The 16,472-nt window shown below is 64.2% G+C and carries 11 protein-coding genes; 8 read left to right on the forward strand and 3 right to left on the reverse strand.

The annotated features are described in order from the left end of the window. Nucleotides 1-23 precede the first annotated feature (23 nt). Complete coding sequence (locus EYV96_RS03920) at nt 24-413, reverse strand: response regulator transcription factor (protein WP_131150185.1); 390 nt, start codon at nt 411-413, stop codon at nt 24-26. Beyond that, nucleotides 413-3,757, reverse strand: a complete 3,345-nt coding sequence (locus EYV96_RS03925) for a PAS domain-containing protein (protein WP_165488574.1) — start codon at nt 3,755-3,757, stop codon at nt 413-415. The genes EYV96_RS03920 and EYV96_RS03925 overlap by 1 nt, the downstream gene beginning before the upstream one ends. Before the next feature lie 208 nt (nt 3,758-3,965). Here EYV96_RS03925 and EYV96_RS03930 point away from each other — a divergent pair, with 208 nt between their 5' ends. The 8 genes from EYV96_RS03930 (at nt 3,966) to EYV96_RS03965 (ending at nt 15,051) form a co-directional block, all read left to right on the forward strand. Next, nucleotides 3,966-4,379, forward strand: a complete 414-nt coding sequence (locus EYV96_RS03930) for an organic hydroperoxide resistance protein (protein WP_131150187.1) — start codon at nt 3,966-3,968, stop codon at nt 4,377-4,379. 11 nt (nt 4,380-4,390) lie between these two features. Further along, the gene (locus EYV96_RS03935; RefSeq protein WP_131150188.1) at nt 4,391-5,137 is read left to right on the forward strand and encodes a 3-oxoacyl-ACP reductase family protein; all 747 of its coding nucleotides are present in this window, start codon (nt 4,391-4,393) and stop codon (nt 5,135-5,137) included. A gap of 94 nt (nt 5,138-5,231) precedes the next feature. Then, nucleotides 5,232-6,593 (forward strand): epoxide hydrolase family protein, encoded by a 1,362-nt coding sequence (locus EYV96_RS03940; RefSeq protein WP_131150189.1) that lies wholly within the window; start codon nt 5,232-5,234, stop codon nt 6,591-6,593. Then, nucleotides 6,590-6,781 carry a hypothetical protein gene (locus tag EYV96_RS03945; RefSeq protein WP_131150190.1) on the forward strand — a complete coding sequence of 64 codons (192 nt, stop codon included), beginning with the start codon at nt 6,590-6,592 and terminating at the stop codon, nt 6,779-6,781. Before EYV96_RS03940 ends, EYV96_RS03945 begins: the two co-directional genes overlap by 4 nt. A gap of 34 nt (nt 6,782-6,815) precedes the next feature. Further along, nucleotides 6,816-7,829: an alpha/beta fold hydrolase gene (locus EYV96_RS03950; RefSeq protein WP_131150191.1), complete on the forward strand. Its 1,014-nt coding sequence runs from the start codon at nt 6,816-6,818 to the stop codon at nt 7,827-7,829. Between the two features lie 17 nt (nt 7,830-7,846). Further along, a complete protein-coding gene (locus tag EYV96_RS03955) occupies nt 7,847-8,356 on the forward strand; it encodes a cytochrome P460 family protein (RefSeq protein ID WP_131150192.1) in 510 nt (169 codons plus the stop codon). Between the two features lie 139 nt (nt 8,357-8,495). Further along, the gene (locus EYV96_RS03960) at nt 8,496-9,257 is read left to right on the forward strand and encodes an alpha/beta fold hydrolase (RefSeq protein ID WP_205746081.1); all 762 of its coding nucleotides are present in this window, start codon (nt 8,496-8,498) and stop codon (nt 9,255-9,257) included. A gap of 307 nt (nt 9,258-9,564) precedes the next feature. After that, nucleotides 9,565-15,051, forward strand: coding sequence for an autotransporter-associated beta strand repeat-containing protein (locus EYV96_RS03965; protein WP_131150194.1), 5,487 nt, complete (start codon nt 9,565-9,567; stop codon nt 15,049-15,051). Nucleotides 15,052-15,157: 106 nt separating this feature from the next. Here EYV96_RS03965 and EYV96_RS03970 read toward each other — a convergent pair whose 3' ends face one another. Next, a complete protein-coding gene (locus EYV96_RS03970) occupies nt 15,158-16,078 on the reverse strand; it encodes a M14 family metallopeptidase (protein WP_131150195.1) in 921 nt (306 codons plus the stop codon). Nucleotides 16,079-16,472: the final 394 nt, after the last annotated feature.

Consider the following 16,472-nt stretch of genomic DNA (forward strand, 5'->3'; position numbering starts at 1 on the left):
TGAAGGGAGCATGCCATGGGTCCTCATGGGGTCGACGGGCCGGGGCTGACGGGCAGGGCGGTGCTCAGTGCGCGCAGCAGGGCCGCTTCACTGAATGGCTTGAGCAGGCAATCCACTGCACCCTGGTTCATCAGTCGCGGGCGTTCGGCGGCGTCGGCGTGGGCCGTGATGAAAATGACGGGAAGCGCATGTCCGCGACGATGAAGTTCGCGTTGCAGGTCTGGTCCGCACATGCCAGGCATTGCGACGTCAAGAATCAGGCAAGCCGTGGCTTCGATCTGCCCGGAGTCGAGAAAGGCTTCGGCCGAAGCATAGGCGTGCACGGCGAAACCAAACTCCCGCAGAAGGTCGGGAAGGGATTCGCGGACGGACTCGTCGTCATCAACAACTGCGATGAGCAAGGGGGCACCCATCAAGGCGTTTCCCCGAAGCGAGGCGCCAGGAGCGAAGCATCCACCCGAATCGGGCCATGCGCCCGATCCGGTACGGCGCTGACCGACCAGGCCGGCAGGGCGAAGGTGAAGCAGGCGCCGGGGCCGTCGTTGGCCGATGCCCACAGCTCGCCACCATGGTTCTCGAGGATCGACCGACTGACCGAAAGGCCGATGCCCATGCCCGAAGCCTTGGTGGTGTAGAACGCGTGGAACAGACGCTCGCTGTCCTGTGCCTCGAAGCCGGAGCCGTTGTCGCGCACCGCCAGGTAGACACGCCCCTGGCCGTCAACGCCGGTGGTGACACGCAGGTGGTGCAGGCGTCCATCGATCGACCGCATGGCATCGGAGGCGTTGAGAATCAGGTTCATGATCACCTGCTGCAACTGGACGCGGTCGCCGCGAACGGCGGGCAGTTCGTCGGTAAATTCGGGTTGCAGCACGACGCTGTTGCGCTGGAGTTCGCCCAGCAGCATCGCCAGTACTTCGCGCGTCGCCTCGTTGAGATCCACCGGCTCCGGTGCCAGCTCCTTCTTGGCGAACAGCGCGCGCAGGCGCTGGATCACTTCGGAAGCGCGGTTGCCGTCACGTATCGTGCGACGCGCCGTTTCGCGCGCGCCGTCGACATTGGGCGGGTCGGCCGCAAGCATGCGCAGACAGGTGTTGGCGTTGGTGATGATGCCGGCAAGCGGTTGGTTCACTTCATGGGCAATGGACGCGGTCAGTGCGCCAAGGCTCGCCACGCGCGCCACGTGCGTCAGTTCGGAACGCACCTTGCCCAGCGTCTCCTCGGAGTGCCAGCGTTGCGAGACATCCTGGACGGCGGCGATGTACGACAGGCCACCCTCATCGTCCCGATTCGCATGCGCCACCAGACGGACGTGCTTGATACGACCGTCCGGCATCATCAGTCGATGCTCCTGTTCGAAATCGCGTCCGTCCAGGCGCTGCCGCGTCAGCATGTCGTGCACCAGCGGCAGATCTTCCGGATGGATGCGGGCATAGATCATCTCGAAATTCGGTTCGATGCCCGGCGCGATTTCCATGATGCGGTAGATCTCGTCGGACCAGACGATCTCATCGGTAGCGACGCGCCAGGAGAACGTGCCGGTCTGGCTCAGGCGCTGCGCCTTGGCGAGGAACGCTTCGCTTTGCTTCAGCGCGGATTCCCAATAGGCGCATTCGATGGCGATGTGGATCAGATGCGTAAAGCGTGCAATCAGCGCCTGATGCATGGGCTCCGGAGCGCGAGGCTGTCGGAATCCAATGGAAAGGACGCCCGCCACCTGGCCCGCGACGCACGTGATGGGCGTGGACCAGTTGGCGTGGATCCCGCTGGCCATGGCCTCGGCACGCCAGTCGTCCCAGCGCGGCTCAGCGCGAAGGTCCACCGAGATCACGGAACTGACATGGAGCGCCGACCACGCCATGGGGTCGTCGCTCGCGCGCGCCGGGCGTCCGGTAACACGCTCGATCAGTGCCGACGGAACATGCGGCGCCGCGCCCGCCTGGAGATAGAGCAGTGCACCCTCTTCGCGCGCCGGCTGCGATCGACGCGGGTCGACCAGCACCACGCTGCAAAGCGCGCCGTCCATGACCGTTTCGATCAGGCGACAGACTTCATCAAGGATATGCGGCAGCGGCGCGGTGCGCGCCATCATGGCCAGCAACTTCTTTTCGCCGGCAAGCAACATTTCCGCCTGCTTGCGATCTTCGATGTCCGTATTGGCGCCATACCACTTCACGACGTGGCCCCAGCCGTCACGTTGCGGCGTCGCGCGGATCAGGAACCAGCGATAGACACCATCGTGGCGGCGCAGGCGCGCTTCATATTCGCCTGGCTGTCCGGATTCCAGCAGCGTTTGCCAGTAAACGGCCAGCGCAGGCGCGTCATCCGGATGCACGGCCGCGGTCCACCCATAGCCGTAGCAATCGTCCAGCGTCATGCCGGTGTACTCGCTCCAGCGCTGATTGAGGAAGTCAACGCTACCGCTCGCGTCGGTGCTCCACACAAAGCCGGGTGTTGCGTCGAGAATGCTGCGCAGACGATCTTCGGAGAGGCGAAGCTGGTCGAGCGCCTGCTCGATCGATCGCTGCGAGCGCATGCGTTCGATGGCGATGCCGGCGATATGGTTGAGCTGCCCAATGAGCGCCAGGTCCCGCGCGGTCGGTGAAGTAGGGCGATCAAAGTAAATGGCGAAAACGCCGATCGTTTCCCCCGAGGCTGCGATCACGGGCGTCGACCAGCACGCGCGCAGTCCGTGCGCCATGGCCAGTGCCGGCCAGTGGGTGGAGGCCCAGCGGGTTTCGTTGGTGAGGTCCGGCGCAATGACTTGCTCGCGCAATCGAACGGCCATGGGGCAGGGCCCCACGTCCACGCCGATGGCGCAGCCGGAAATGACTGAAACGAAGTTGGCCGGCAGGTGGGGGCCGGCAGTCGATTCCATGCGGGTGCCGGTGGGGTCGAGCAGCATCACGCTGCAACGGCATCCGGTGAAGGTGTCTTCGACCAGATGGCAGAATGCGTCAAGGATCTCCGCGCGTGAACGTCCCTGCGCAACGCGTTCGAGCAAGGCTTTTTCGCCGGCCAACAGTACATCGCCGCGCTTTTGGTCTTCGATATCCGCGTCCACCAGAAACCAACGGGCGATCTTTCCCTCGCTGTCGCGCAGCGGCAGGCCTTGCACGTGGAACCAGCGGTAGGCGCCATCCGCGCGTCGGACGCGATGGACAAACTCATAGGGCTCGCCCGTTGCTACGGCGTGTTTCCAGGTGGCGATGGCGGCGAGCATGTCATCAGGGTGGACGGTGTCGATGGCGTTCCAGCCCAGGAGCTGCTCGAGCGTGGCCCCGAGGTACTCGCGTGCATAGCGGTTGAAATATTCACCTTGTCCCGTGGCATCGGCCAGCCCGATGAAGGCGGGGATGCTGTCGACAATCGCGCAGAGATTGATGTCGCGTACGTCGGTGGGCGTCGAGGGAAGGTAGGCCTCGATGTCGGTGGCCATGCCATGCCATTGGATGATCGTGCCCGTTTCATCTTTGGCCGGGCACAAGCGCAGGGCAAAGGCACGGTAGCTGCCGTCGAATCGCCGCAAGCGGGCCCGCATTTCGATGAGCTCGCCCGGATGCCACCAGCGCTTGAGCAGTGCGCCCAGATCCTCCGGGTGCATCACCGCAGGCCAGCCATCAGCGGCAGCCGCTTCCACACTTTGGCCGGTGTACTCGCACCATGCCCGATTGACGTGATCGACACGCCCGTCGGGTAGGGCAGTCCACACCAACCCAGGCAGCGCATCGAGGACGCTGCTGAGTTCATTCTTCATACCGGCCTCACTCGGCGATCGCCGTCTGTCGAGCATGCGCCAGGTGCGCGCGCGGGGACATCATACTTTGGTGTCGGTTGGCGCCGGCACCCACATACCAAGGTATCGACCGATACCAACGTGCAATCGCCCCGTCCTGGCAGGCCTGCTTTGATCGTTCGCCGTTCCACCCCGGAACGTGACATTCGATCATCTGAAGGATTCCGCCATGACGCCCGAAAAGGTTCTCTACACCGCCAAGGTCCACACCACCGGCAACCGCGACGGCGGCACCTCGCGCAGCAGTGATGGCCTGCTGGATATCCACCATGCGCTGCCGGGCTCGGGCAAGGGCACCAACCCGGAGCAGCTGTTCGCAGCGGGATGGTCAGCCTGCTTCGACGGCGCGATGAACATTGCCGCGCGCCGCATGAAGGTCGCGTTGCCGCCGGAACGCGCCGTGGATGCCGAAATCGACCTGTGCATGACGGGCGACGACTACTTCCTGCAAGCGCGTCTCAACATCAGCTTGCCGGGCCTCGATGCGGAAACGGCTCGTGCCATCGTCGATGCGGCTCACCAGACCTGCCCGTACTCCAAGGCCACGCGCGGCAATGTCGCGGTGACCATCAACGTCGCCTGAGGAGGCTGGTCATGAGCGACAGCAAGAGTCTGGCCGGCAAGTTCGCACTCGTCACCGGCGGATCGCGCGGCATTGGTGCGGCCATCGTGCGGCGCCTTGCGCAAGACGGTGCGGCGGTGGCATTCACCTACCAAAGTGCAGAAGCACCGGCGCAGGCGCTGGTCGCGGCCATCGAGGCAAAGGGCGGCAAGGCAACGGCCATCAAGGCCGACAGTGCCGATCCGGCCCAGGTCAAACGCGCGGTGGAACAGGCCGCCCGTCATTTCGGGCGCCTCGACATCCTGGTCAACAACGCGGGCGTGCTCAGCCACGGCACGGTCGACCACTACGAGCTGGCCGAATTCGATCGCGTGCTCTCCGTGAACGTCCGCGCCGTCTTCGTTGCCGTGCAGGCCGTCTTGCCCTACATGGGCGAGGGCGGTCGCATTATCACCACGGGTAGCGTGGCCGGTGTGCAGACCAAGTTTCCTGGTGCGTCCGCGTACTCGATGAGCAAGGCCGCCGTGGCCGGCCTGACGCGCGGCCTCGCACGGGATCTCGGTCCGCGCGGTATCACCGTCAACAACGTGCAGCCCGGTCCGACCGAAACCGACATGACCGATGACGAAGCCGTGCGCGACATGCTGCGCCCGATCCTCGCCCTGGGTCGCCTGGGCACGGGGGACGAAGTAGCCAGTCTCGTCGCTTTCCTCGCCCGACCCGAAGCCTCTTTCATCACCGGCGCCGCGCTTAACGTCGATGGCGGCTATCTGGCGTGAAGCGATCGATACCGACGATCTGATGTAACCCGCGCGGTTTCCGCAACGAAGACTGCATGACGCACGGAACCCACCTTCCCCAAGGAGCACCACCATGTCCCCCATTCGTTCGAATACCCATCCGTCGCTTGCGCGTCGCGCGCTGATGCTTGCCTGCCAGGTGGCGCTGGTGGCAGCCGTCAGCATGGCAGTGACCTCGACCCAGGCCGCGGATGCCCCGGCGGCTGCGGTCAAAAACGACAGCAGCATTCGTCCTTACCCGATCCACATTCCGCAGTCGCAGATCGATGACCTGCGTAAACGCATCGCCCAGACGCGCTGGCCTGACAAGGAAACCGTGCGTGACGAATCCCAGGGCATCCAGCTGGCGGAGGTGAAGGATCTCGTCGCCTACTGGGGCAAGGGATACGACTGGCGCCGCATCGAGAAGCAGCTGAATGCGCTGCCGCAATTCGTCACCACCATCGACGGCATCGACATCCAGTTCATTCATGTGAAGTCGCGCGTGCCGGGCGCCATGCCGTTGATCCTCACGCATGGCTGGCCGGGTTCGCCGCTGGAATTCCTGAAGACGATCGGGCCGCTGACCGATCCGGTGGCCTACGGCGGCAAGCCGGAAGATGCATTCGACGTGGTTATTCCGGCGATCCCGGGCTACGGCTTCTCGGGCGTCCCCACCGAACTGGGTTGGAATCCCGAGCGCGTCGGACGGGCCTGGGACGTGTTGATGAAGCGCCTGGGTTACACGTATTACGTGTCGCAGGGCGGTGACCACGGCTCGGTGATTTCCGATGCCATGGCGCGCCAGGCACCGAAGGGCCTGCTGGGCATCCATCTGAACATGCCGGCCACGATCCCCGCCGAGCTGGTCAAGCCCATAAATGCCGGTGATCCGGCACCGGCCCATCTGAGTGCTTCCGAAAAGCGCGCGTATGAGTCGATGAGCACGTTCTTTGGCCGCAACGCAGCGTACGGCGGCATGATGGTGACGCGACCGCAGACCGTCGGTTACCTGCTGTCCGATTCGCCGAGTGCGACAGCGGCATGGCTCTACGAGAAGATTGCCGAGTGGACCGACAGCAACGGCCATCCCCAGACGGTGCTGAGCCGCGATGAGATCCTCGACGACATCACCATCTACTGGCTGACCAATACGGGCGCGTCCTCGTCGCGCTTCTACTGGGAAAACAACAACAACAATTTCAGCTCCGCCGCGCAGAAGACCCGCGACATCAAGGTGCCGGTGGCGATCACGGTGTTTCCGCACGAAATCTATCGCGCGCCGGAAAGCTGGTCGAAGCAGGCTTACCCCTCGCTGTACTACTTCCACGAAGCGTCGAAGGGTGGTCACTTCGCTGCGTGGGAACAGCCGCAGCTGTTCGCCGAAGAGCTGCGCGATGCATTCCGTCCGCTGCGCAAGGACGCAGCAACGCACGCAGCCAGTGCCGCGCCATGAAAGTGATCCGCACGTACGCCACCCGCCTCGCCGCCGAAGTGGCGAGGCTCGCGCTGGACGGGGCCGGTATTCCGGCCCTGGTGGTCGGCGTCGACATCGGCATGGAAGGCGGTGGCGCGGGCGTGCAGTTGCTGGTGCCCGAGGCTTTGGCCGACGACGCCCGGCTGCTGCTCGGCCCGACGGCGTAACGCGTTATCCACTCACATCACGGGAGTCACATTCATGTCCCTCAAGCAACGTCCCATTCTGGCCACCCTGGTCCTTGCCGCCGCTCAGTGGGGCACGGTTGCCGCGGTGCAGGCGACCGACATCGCCTCGCCATCGACGGCGAGCCAAAGTCCGCTGGGCGAGTTGAAGCAGGTTAAAGCAGGCGTCCTGAGCGTGGGTTACGCCGAACTGGGTCCTGCCAAAGGTCCCGTCGTCATCCTGCTGCACGGCTGGCCTTACGACATACACAGCTACGACGTCGTGGCGCCCGCGTTGGCGGCGAAGGGCTATCGGGTACTTGTGCCGTTTGCGCGCGGTTACGGCGCAACGCGCTTCCTTTCCGATGCGACGCCACGCAACGCCGAGCCGGCCGCTCTTGGCAAGGATGTCATCGACTTCATGGACGCGCTGAAGATCGATCGCGCCGTCATCGGTGGTTTCGATTGGGGTGCACGTTCGGCCGATATCGTGGCCGCCCTGTGGCCCGAGCGCGTGAAAGCCCTGGTATCGGTCAGCGGCTATCTGATCGGTAGCCAGGAGGCAGGCAAGCAACCGCTGCCGCCGAAGGCAGAGCTGCAGTGGTGGTACCAGTTTTATTTCGCCACGGAGCGCGGCGAGCAGGGCTATGCGAAATACACGCACGATTTCGCCAGGCTGATCTGGCAACTCGCGTCGCCGCAATGGAAGTTCGATGACGCGACCTTCGATCGCAGCGCCGTGGCGCTGGACAACCCGGATCAGGTGGCGCTGGCCATTCATAACTACCGCTGGCGGCTGGGCCTGGCCGCGGGGGAGGCGAAGTACGCCGGGCTTGAGAGCCGCCTGGCTAAGTTTCCGACCATCAGTGTGCCGACGATCACCATGGAAGGCGACGCCAATGGCGCCCCGCACCCCAATGCCGATGCCTACCGAAAGTTTTTCACCGGCAAGTACGAGTACCGGCTGATCACTGGCGGCATCGGCCACAACCTGCCGCAAGAGGCGCCGCAAGCCTTCACCCAGGCCGTGATTGACGCCGATCACCTCTGAACCACGGGAGCGCCTGGATGAAACCCCATCAGCTTGTTCTGCTCGCGGCGAGTTGCTGTTCCGTGTTGCTTGCCTCCGTGGCGATGGCCATGCAGGCATCGCCACCGAAAGAGGCGTCGCCGATTTATGGCGTCACCCTGCCTGACGGGTATCGCCAGTGGCAGTTGATCGCCCCGGCCCAGGAAGGTGCGCCGCTCAATGAGTTGCGCGCCGTGCTCGGCAATCGAACCGCGATCAAGGCCTACCAATCCGGCGCACAACCGTTTCCCGACGGCACCGTGCTGGTGAAGCTCGCATGGAAGCACGAGCAGTCGCCGGAGTTCGAATCGGCGTCCATTCCCGGCGATGCGACCACGGTGCAGGTCATGGTGAAGGATGCGAAGAAATATGCGTCGACAGGCGGCTGGGGCTACGGCCGCTTCGTCCGTGGCAAACCCGCGGACGAAGCCCAGCACAAGACCTGTTTCGCCTGCCACGAAGCACGCGCCAAAGCGCGCGACTACGTCTTCACGCGCTACGCCCCGTAATGCCGCTTGGCGAGCACAGGGAGGTGCTCCATTCCCATCAGGTCGTTATTCCCGCGAAGGCGGGCATCCCGTTGCGACCACGTCAATTCACTGCGACCACGCCCCAAGGACCCTCATGAAACGCACCCTCATCACCCTCATGGCCGCCGCTGCCATCCTCACCGGCACTGCCGCCTTCGCGCAGATGAAGAAACCCGACAAGCCCTATATCGTCCTGGTCCACGGCGCCTTCGCCGACGCGACCAGTTGGGACGGCGTCGCGAAGATCCTCCGCAAGGACGGCTACCACGTCATTGCCGCCGCCAATCCGCTGCGCAGTGTCAAAGGCGATGGCCAGTACATCGGCAGCCTTGTCGAGGCACTCAAGGACCCGGTTGTGCTGGTGGGCCATTCCTACGGGGGCAGCGTGATCACCGAGGCCGCCAACGGCCATGCCAACGTCAAGGCGTTGGTCTATGTGGCGGCCTTCTCCCCCGAGACCGGTGAATCGGCCGTCGAGCTGTCGGGCAAGTTCCCCGGCAGCACGCTGGGGCCCACGCTTTCGCCTCCCGTGCCGCTCGCCGATGGCGGCAAGGATCTCTATATCCTGCAAGACAAGTTTCCCGCGCAGTTCGCGGCAGACGTTCCAGTGGCGCAGGCCAGCCTGATGGCCGTCGCCCAGCGTCCGGTGACCGAGGCCGCTCTCAATGAAAAGAGCGGGCAGGCCGGCTGGAAGCAGATCCCGTCGTGGCACATCTATGGCTCGGCGGATAAGAACATCCCGCCCGCAGCGATGGCCTTCATGGCGAAGCGAGCGCAAGCGCGGGATACCAAGGTGGTCAGCGGCGCCTCCCATGTCGTCATGGTGTCCCACCCCGTTGAAGTGGCGAAGATGATCGAAGAGGCGGCCTCAGCCCCTTGATATCCATGGCGGAAGGGGGCCCCATCGGGGTTCCCTTCGGGCCCTTCCTGCAGGCAGGCGGGGCGCATGGTCGCAAGCCTCGCGACAGTTTCATTCATCCTTAGGTGGCAATAAGTCAAGTCAGAAACCTGACGCAGTGCGCGTCAAAAATGTGAATCACATCGCAGACTGAGCATGTGAAGGTGTTGTGAAGGCCGTCAATTCGACCTTAAAGCCATTGGCACACTAGTTGCTATGGCGCCCCTACCGCCAGGAGGGCCGACCGCATGTCGGCCAATTGGCACCGTCAGCCGTAGGGGAAAAATAAGTGAATCGTGTCTTCCGTGTGATCTGGAGTTGCTCGCTCGGTCAGTTCGTCGTTGCGTCCGAACTGGCCCGTTCGAAAGTGAAGGGATCTCGCTCGACGAGTGAGTCAAACAAGGTCCTCGGCAAGTGGGGGTTGATGGCCGCAGGTGTCTGCCTGGCCCTGGGCATGGCCCCGGCTGCCATGGCGCATACGACGTCGATCGGTTACGCGAACTCGGGTAACAACTCGCTTTCGTTCTACTACGGCACCTACCACTCGATCGCGGATACCTATTTCAACGAGGGCCAGCTCCACCTGGTGAACTCGACGGGTACCTTCGATCAGACTGTTCAGTTCAGCATCCTCACCAGCGACAAGCCGGCGGGCCTGGTGGACGGCGATACCAACTTCTATTCGGGCGCGGTCAACTACCTGTCGGGCAACGAAGCCGACATCGGCCAGGGGCGCGTCATCCTGAACTGGCAGGGCGTGACCTTTACCGGTCTCACGGCGGGTACCTACACGTTTACCTACGTGCCGATCCAGAACCCGACCCAGGTGTGGGAGCCGATCAACAACGCCATCCTCAGCAACACCGTCACGATCATCACGGCCGACCTGAGCACCGCGCACCGCATTGGCGAAGGCGAGGTTGTCGACCAGACCTATGACACCGATCCGATGATCATGGACGGCGGCAAGGAGCGCAGCACGGCAGACGGCACGCTCGAGCAGATCGTCAGCATCACCGGCAAAAACGGCACGTTCGATACCAACGATCACGACCTGACCATCTCGGGCGACATCGACGGCCGCGGCGACCTGATCAAGGAAGGCGAGGGCACCCTCTACATCCGTGGCAACAACACCAACACCGGCGACACGGTGGTGAAGGGTGGTGCAGTGAATGTCGAGCGCGATTCGCAGCTTGGCGACACGCACGCCGACGTCGTGCTCGATGGCGGCACCCTGCAGTGGGGCAACCAGTTCGATCTCGATGCCAACCGCGACATCATCATCGGCAACAACGGCGGCACGCTCGATACCAACGGCTATGACACCACCGTCAGCCAGGGCATCTCCGGCACCGGCGACCTGACCAAGACAGGCGAGGGCTCGCTGACCCTGGACGGTCACAACACCTACACCGGCGGCACCCACGTCGATGGCGGCGATCTGGTCGTCGGCAGCAACAGCAACCTGGGCAACGGCCGCCTGACGGTTGGCGACGACGCCACCGCCACGCTCAACAACGGCGCGCAGACGGTCGCCGGTATCGATGGCAACGGCGACATCGTGCTGAACGGCACGACGCTCACCACCAACGGTACGAATGACGCCAACTTCAGTGGTGACATTTCCGGCACCGGTGGCCTGGTGAAGAACGGCGACTACACCCAGGTGCTCAGCGGTAACAACTCCTACACGGGCGGCACGACGCTCAACCAGGGCACGCTGGAGATCTCGGCCGACAACAACCTTGGTCACGCCGGCGATACGCTGGTGCTCAACGGCGGTTCGCTGCACACCGCGGGCGATGTCGATTCGACGCGCGACCTGACGGTCAACGGTGGCTCGATCAACGTCGATGCCAACACCGCGTTCCAGACCTCGGGTGATGTCACCGGCACCGGTGGTCTGATCAAGAACGGCGAAGGCTCGATGTCCCTGACGGGCGACCTGTCGCAGTCCGGTGGCACCACGATCAACAACGGCACGCTCGTCCTGTCGGGTGACAACACCTACACCGGCGGCACCACGGTCAACGGCGGTACGCTGGAAGTGTCGTCCGACACGAACCTCGGCCATGCCGGCGACACGCTCGTGCTCAACGGCGGCTCGCTGCACACCACGGGCGACGTCGACTCGACGCGCGATCTGACGGTCAACGGCGGCTCGATCAACGTCGATGCCAACACCTCGTTCCAGACCTCGGGTGATGTCACCGGTACCGGTGGTCTGGTCAAGAACGGCGAAGGCTCGATGTCCCTGACCGGCGACCTGTCGCAGTCCGGTGGCACGACGGTCAACAACGGCACGCTCGTCCTGTCGGGTGACAACACCTACACCGGCGGCACCACCGTCAACGGCGGCACGCTGGAAGTGTCGTCCGACACGAACCTCGGCCATGCCGGCGACACGCTCACGCTCAACGGCGGCTCGCTGCATACCACGGGCGACATCAACTCCTCGCGCGATCTCACCGTCAACGGTGGCTCACTCGACATCGACGGCAACACGCATGTCGTTACCTCCGGCGATGTGAGCGGCACCGGCGGCCTGGTGAAGAACGGCGAAGGCTCGCTGTCGATCAGCGGTGACCTGTCCCAGTCCGGTGGCACGACCGTCAATGACGGCCTGCTCGTGCTCTCCGGCAACAACACCTACACCGGCGGCACCACGATCAATGGTGGCACCATCGAAGTGTCGGCCGACGAGAACCTCGGTCACGACGGCGATACGCTCGTGCTCAATGGCGGTTCGCTGCACGCTACCGGCAACATTGATTCGACGCGCGATCTGGAACTTAACGGCGGCACGCTGGATATCGACGGCGGCAGGACGTTCCAGAGTTCGGGTGACGCGACCGGTACCGGCGGCCTGGTCAAGAACGGCGAGGGCATCTTGTGGCTCAGCGGCAACCTGTCGCAGTCGGGTGGCACGACGCTCAACGACGGCGCCCTCGTGCTCTCGGGCAACAACACCTACACCGGCGGCACGACGATCAACGGCGGCGTGCTGGCGATTTCGTCGGATGCCAATCTCGGTCATGCGGGCGATGCGCTCACGCTCAACGGCGGCGTACTGGTCGCCACCGGTGACGTCAACTCGGCGCGTGATATGGCCCTCAACGGCGGCGCGCTTTATGTCGACGGCAACAGCACCTTCAGCAATACGGGTAACGTGACTGGCACGGGTGGCCTGGTGAAAGACGGGACGGGCACGTTGTCGCTCGGCGGTTCGCTCTCGCACAGCGGCGGAACCACCGTCAACGATGGCAACCTGGTGCTCTCGGGCAACAACAGCTACACGGGCGGCACGCAGCTCAACGGTGGCACGCTGACCATTTCCAGCGATGCCAATCTGGGCAACGCCAACGGCGGCCTTACCTTCAACGGTGGCAGCCTGCACACCACGGGCAACGTCGATACCTCGCGCAACATCATCCTCGACAAAACCGCCAACATCGTCACCGATGCCGGTACGAGCCTTGTGTCGCATGGCGACGTCAGCGGTACTGGCGGGCTGGTGAAGAATGGCGCGGGCACGCTGGACATCGCCGGCACGGCCTCGCATTCGGGCGGCACGACGGTCAACGATGGCACCCTGGTGCTGTCGGGCAACAACACTTACACGGGCGGCACGACGATCAACGGCGGCACGCTGAGCATCTCCAGTGATGCCAACCTTGGCGATGCCTCCGGTGATGTGCTTTTGAACGGCGGCACGCTCCAGGTTACCGACACGATGACGACGCAGCGCGACATGGTCATCGGCACCAACGGCGGCGCGATTGACACGGGTACCGGCGCCACGCTGTACCAGCAGGGTTCGATTTCGGGCAACGGCACGCTGGTGAAGCAGGGTGGCGGCACGCTCGTGGTCAGCGGCTCCAACACGTTCACCGGTGGCACGCTGGTCGACGGCGGTGCGATTCGCATCGATACCGGCTCGTCGCTCGGCACCGGTGACATCATCCTGCGCGGCGGCATCCTGGAAACCTACGCCACGCTCGGCACGGGTCAGCGCGTCATTGTCAGCGGCGACTCCGGCGTGAACGTGTCGGCAGGCACCACCACGGTGCTCTCCGGTGATATCAACACCGACGGCCAGTCGGGCTGCTTCGTCAAGAGCGGCGCGGGTTCGCTCAGCCTCACCGGCAACTCGAACCTTGCCCAGGGCACCTGCGTGCAGAACGGCACGTTGCGCGCCAACGGCAACCTCGACAGCTCGTTCGTCACGGTGGATGCGATCGCCGCCTTGCGCGGCACGGGCACGATTCGTGGCCCGGTCAGCGTCAGCGGTCGCCTCGCCCCGGGCAATTCGCCGGGTACGCTGGTGGTGGAAGGCCCGGTCACGATGAACGCCGGCAGCGTGTTCGAAGCCGACATCGACGGCCTCGGCACGGGCACGGGCGCCGGCAACTATTCGCGACTGCTGGTCGTGGGTGCAGGCAACCCGTTCTTCGCCAATGGCACGCTGGAGCCGCTGCTGCGCGGCATCACCGGTGATGCCAGCAACACCTACACGCCGTCGCTGGGCGATACCTATCGCATCGTGACGGCCGAGGGCGGCATCGTCGGTCGCTTCAGCAGCGTGACTCAGCCGACGGCTGGCATGACGCCGGGCGCGCGCTTCGTGGCCTTCTACGACGTGGGCAACAGCCACAGCATCGACCTGCGCGTGATTCCCAACGCGTACGGCGACCTCCTGGGCAAGGGTGCCACGAAGAACGCGCTCGCCGCCGCAGGTGCGCTCGATCAGGCGATGAACGCGCAGGTGGCAGGCACGGGCAACAACTACAGCGCCACGATGTATGGCCTAAGCTCGATGAAGTCCGGCGACATTGCCGGCGTGGTCAAGGCCATGGCGGGTGACGTCTTCGCTGACCAGGCGGCCTCGGCTCGCTCGGGCGGCCTGGCCATGCATCGCGATGCCGTGGATCATCTGAGCACCGATCACGTCGACACCGGTACGCTGGCCTGGGCGAACTTTACCCAGGACGGCCTGCGCTCCACGGCCGATGCCCAGGGCACGGGTTTCAACACCAGCACCAGCCGCCTCACCGCCGGTCTCGACCTGTATTCGAGCGAGAGCACCACCATCGGCGTCGCCGCATCGCACGGTGACAGCAACGTCATCGCCACCGGCGGCCGCGGCAACATCCGTGGTAACGCAGGCATGATCTACGCACAGCAGAAGGCAGGCAGCGTGCTGATCGACGGCATGCTGGCCCGTGGTTCCGAGCGCTGGACCTCGCATCGCAATGACCCGCTGGGCCAGGGCGAACTGGAGTCGCGCGCCGATGGTCACAGCACCACGGCCAGCCTGACGGTCCGTCTGCCGATGGATGCCGGTTCGTCGCGTATCGAGCCGTACGTGGGCGTGGTGTGGCAGAAGATCGAACGTGATGCCTTCAGCGAAACGGGCAGCTCGCCCCTGGCGTTGTCGCTCGACAGTCTGTCGCAGACCGGCACGCGTGGCGTGGTGGGCCTCAATGCCACCTCGCGCAGCATCGATCCGCTGGCCGTCGACTCGACCTGGCGCGTGGGCGTGGCCGCGGGTATGGATAGCAGTGGTTTGCTGTCGCCGACCGTGCGTGCACGCGTCGTGGGTCAGTCGTTCGACACCCGCGCACCGGACGCCGGCCGCGGCTTCGTGCAGGTCAATGCCAGTGGCACGATGCGCCTGAGAAAGCAGGCTTACCTCTACGGTGGCCTGACGGCGGAGCAGGGTTCGGGTCGTGCGGCTTATGGTGTCACCGCGGGCGTGCGCGTGTCGTTCTGATGAAGCGGGCGGTGTGGACGGAAGCAAGTGATCGCTTCCGTCCGCACCCATCCTTCATCAAGCCAGATAGGAAAAAAGGCGGGCACTGTGCCCGCCTTTTTCTGTGTTACGGATGCGCCAGGGCGAAGTCGATCGCCGCGCGGATGGCGGCCACCTGGGCATCGTTGCACTGCTGCGGCGTTGCACGCGGACTGTCGGGGTAGACCTCGGTCGTGGTCGCATAGCGTGCGTTGGTGATGCCCGCGCAGAGGTTCCACTTCTTCACCGGGAATTTGATTACGCCGGGCATCAACAGCGGCGAACCGATGATCTCGTCTCGTGCATCGGCCGGCGCGATATGCGTCACCTTCGCCACCGCATCGATGACGAAACGCTGGAACTCCGGCTGCGGCTGGTCGGCATCGTCAACCAGATAGAAACCGTCGGGGATCTCACCCGGCTCAAACGGCTTGCCGTCGCGCGAGGCAAGGGCAGGGCGAAACTCCGATTCATCGGAATCGGTGGTTTCGTGAAGGTCGATGTGCATGAGCGCGCGATCGCGCAGCGGCTCCAGCAGATCCACCAGCGCTGCCGATTCACCGGCCGGGCTGTGCTTGACGAAGTTGCGATTGGGATCGAGCGCGTTCGGGTTCCAGCGATGGATGCGCTCATAAGCCCAGGGGCTTACGCAAGGCACCACCAGAAGATTGGCCTTTCCGGCGTAATCGGAAGCGTGCTGCTCAAGGAACTGCAGTGCACCATGCACGCCACTGGTTTCGTAACCGTGGACGCCGCCGGTAACAATCATCAGGGGCAGGTCATCGCGCCAGTCGCGGCTGCGCACGACCAGCAACGAGAAATGCTCCGTGGCGTAGTCCGTGGCGCCATATTCGGTGACGTCGAAGCGATTCCGCAGCTTGTCGATGGCGCTGAGCACATCGTCTGCGTAGCTGCGGTGTTTGATTTGGCGTGCAAGCCACGCCGCGCGTTCTTCCGGCCCCCAGGGTTGGCCAGGGATGCCGACGGGATAGAAATGGCCGTTGCTCATGGATCGGATTCGAGGCGGAAAACGTCCACTCTAACATTGGAGGTACGGTGGCCCGTCTTCGGCTTTGCGCGAAGCTGGCGCCTTCGGTCACTCCCTGACCTGACGTCACAGCGGTGCGGGCGACCTCACGGTCGGCGCGGCGAAGGATTTGTGAGTTGTGACAGGCGTCTAGAGTAGAACGAGATGTGTAGAACAGGTCTTGCTCACCGAGACCACCGTGCGATGCCAGCCCCAAGGGGTCGATTCGCGCTCAAGTTTCCGGTGAGTTGGCCGTGGCTGCCGCCCCATGCGCTTGCCCTTGGCGTTTACCCTTGGCGCGTTCACCGTAGGCAGGTGGGGCTGGAGAGTCATGTCGACAACATGCCGTGAATGTGTCTCAACGCGCGTGCGATAG

The sequence above is a fragment of the Dyella terrae genome, from assembly GCF_004322705.1.
In the GTDB taxonomy this organism is placed as follows: Bacteria; Pseudomonadota; Gammaproteobacteria; order Xanthomonadales; family Rhodanobacteraceae; genus Dyella_D; species Dyella_D terrae.

Excerpts from the sequence above, each read along its gene's own strand:
- EYV96_RS03930 (WP_131150187.1), top strand. The coding sequence starts at position 3,966 with ATGACGCCCGAAAAGGTTCTCTACACCGCCAAGGTCCACACCACCGGC.
- EYV96_RS03920 (WP_131150185.1), bottom strand. The coding sequence starts at position 413 with ATGGGTGCCCCCTTGCTCATCGCAGTTGTTGATGACGACGAGTCCGTC.
- EYV96_RS03925 (WP_165488574.1), bottom strand. The coding sequence starts at position 3,757 with ATGAAGAATGAACTCAGCAGCGTCCTCGATGCGCTGCCTGGGTTGGTG.
- EYV96_RS03945 (WP_131150190.1), top strand. The coding sequence starts at position 6,590 with ATGAAAGTGATCCGCACGTACGCCACCCGCCTCGCCGCCGAAGTGGCG.
- EYV96_RS03960 (WP_205746081.1), top strand. The coding sequence starts at position 8,496 with ATGGCCGCCGCTGCCATCCTCACCGGCACTGCCGCCTTCGCGCAGATG.
- EYV96_RS03955 (WP_131150192.1), top strand. The coding sequence starts at position 7,847 with ATGAAACCCCATCAGCTTGTTCTGCTCGCGGCGAGTTGCTGTTCCGTG.
- EYV96_RS03970 (WP_131150195.1), bottom strand. The coding sequence starts at position 16,078 with ATGAGCAACGGCCATTTCTATCCCGTCGGCATCCCTGGCCAACCCTGG.
- EYV96_RS03950 (WP_131150191.1), top strand. The coding sequence starts at position 6,816 with ATGTCCCTCAAGCAACGTCCCATTCTGGCCACCCTGGTCCTTGCCGCC.
- EYV96_RS03935 (WP_131150188.1), top strand. The coding sequence starts at position 4,391 with ATGAGCGACAGCAAGAGTCTGGCCGGCAAGTTCGCACTCGTCACCGGC.
- EYV96_RS03940 (WP_131150189.1), top strand. The coding sequence starts at position 5,232 with ATGTCCCCCATTCGTTCGAATACCCATCCGTCGCTTGCGCGTCGCGCG.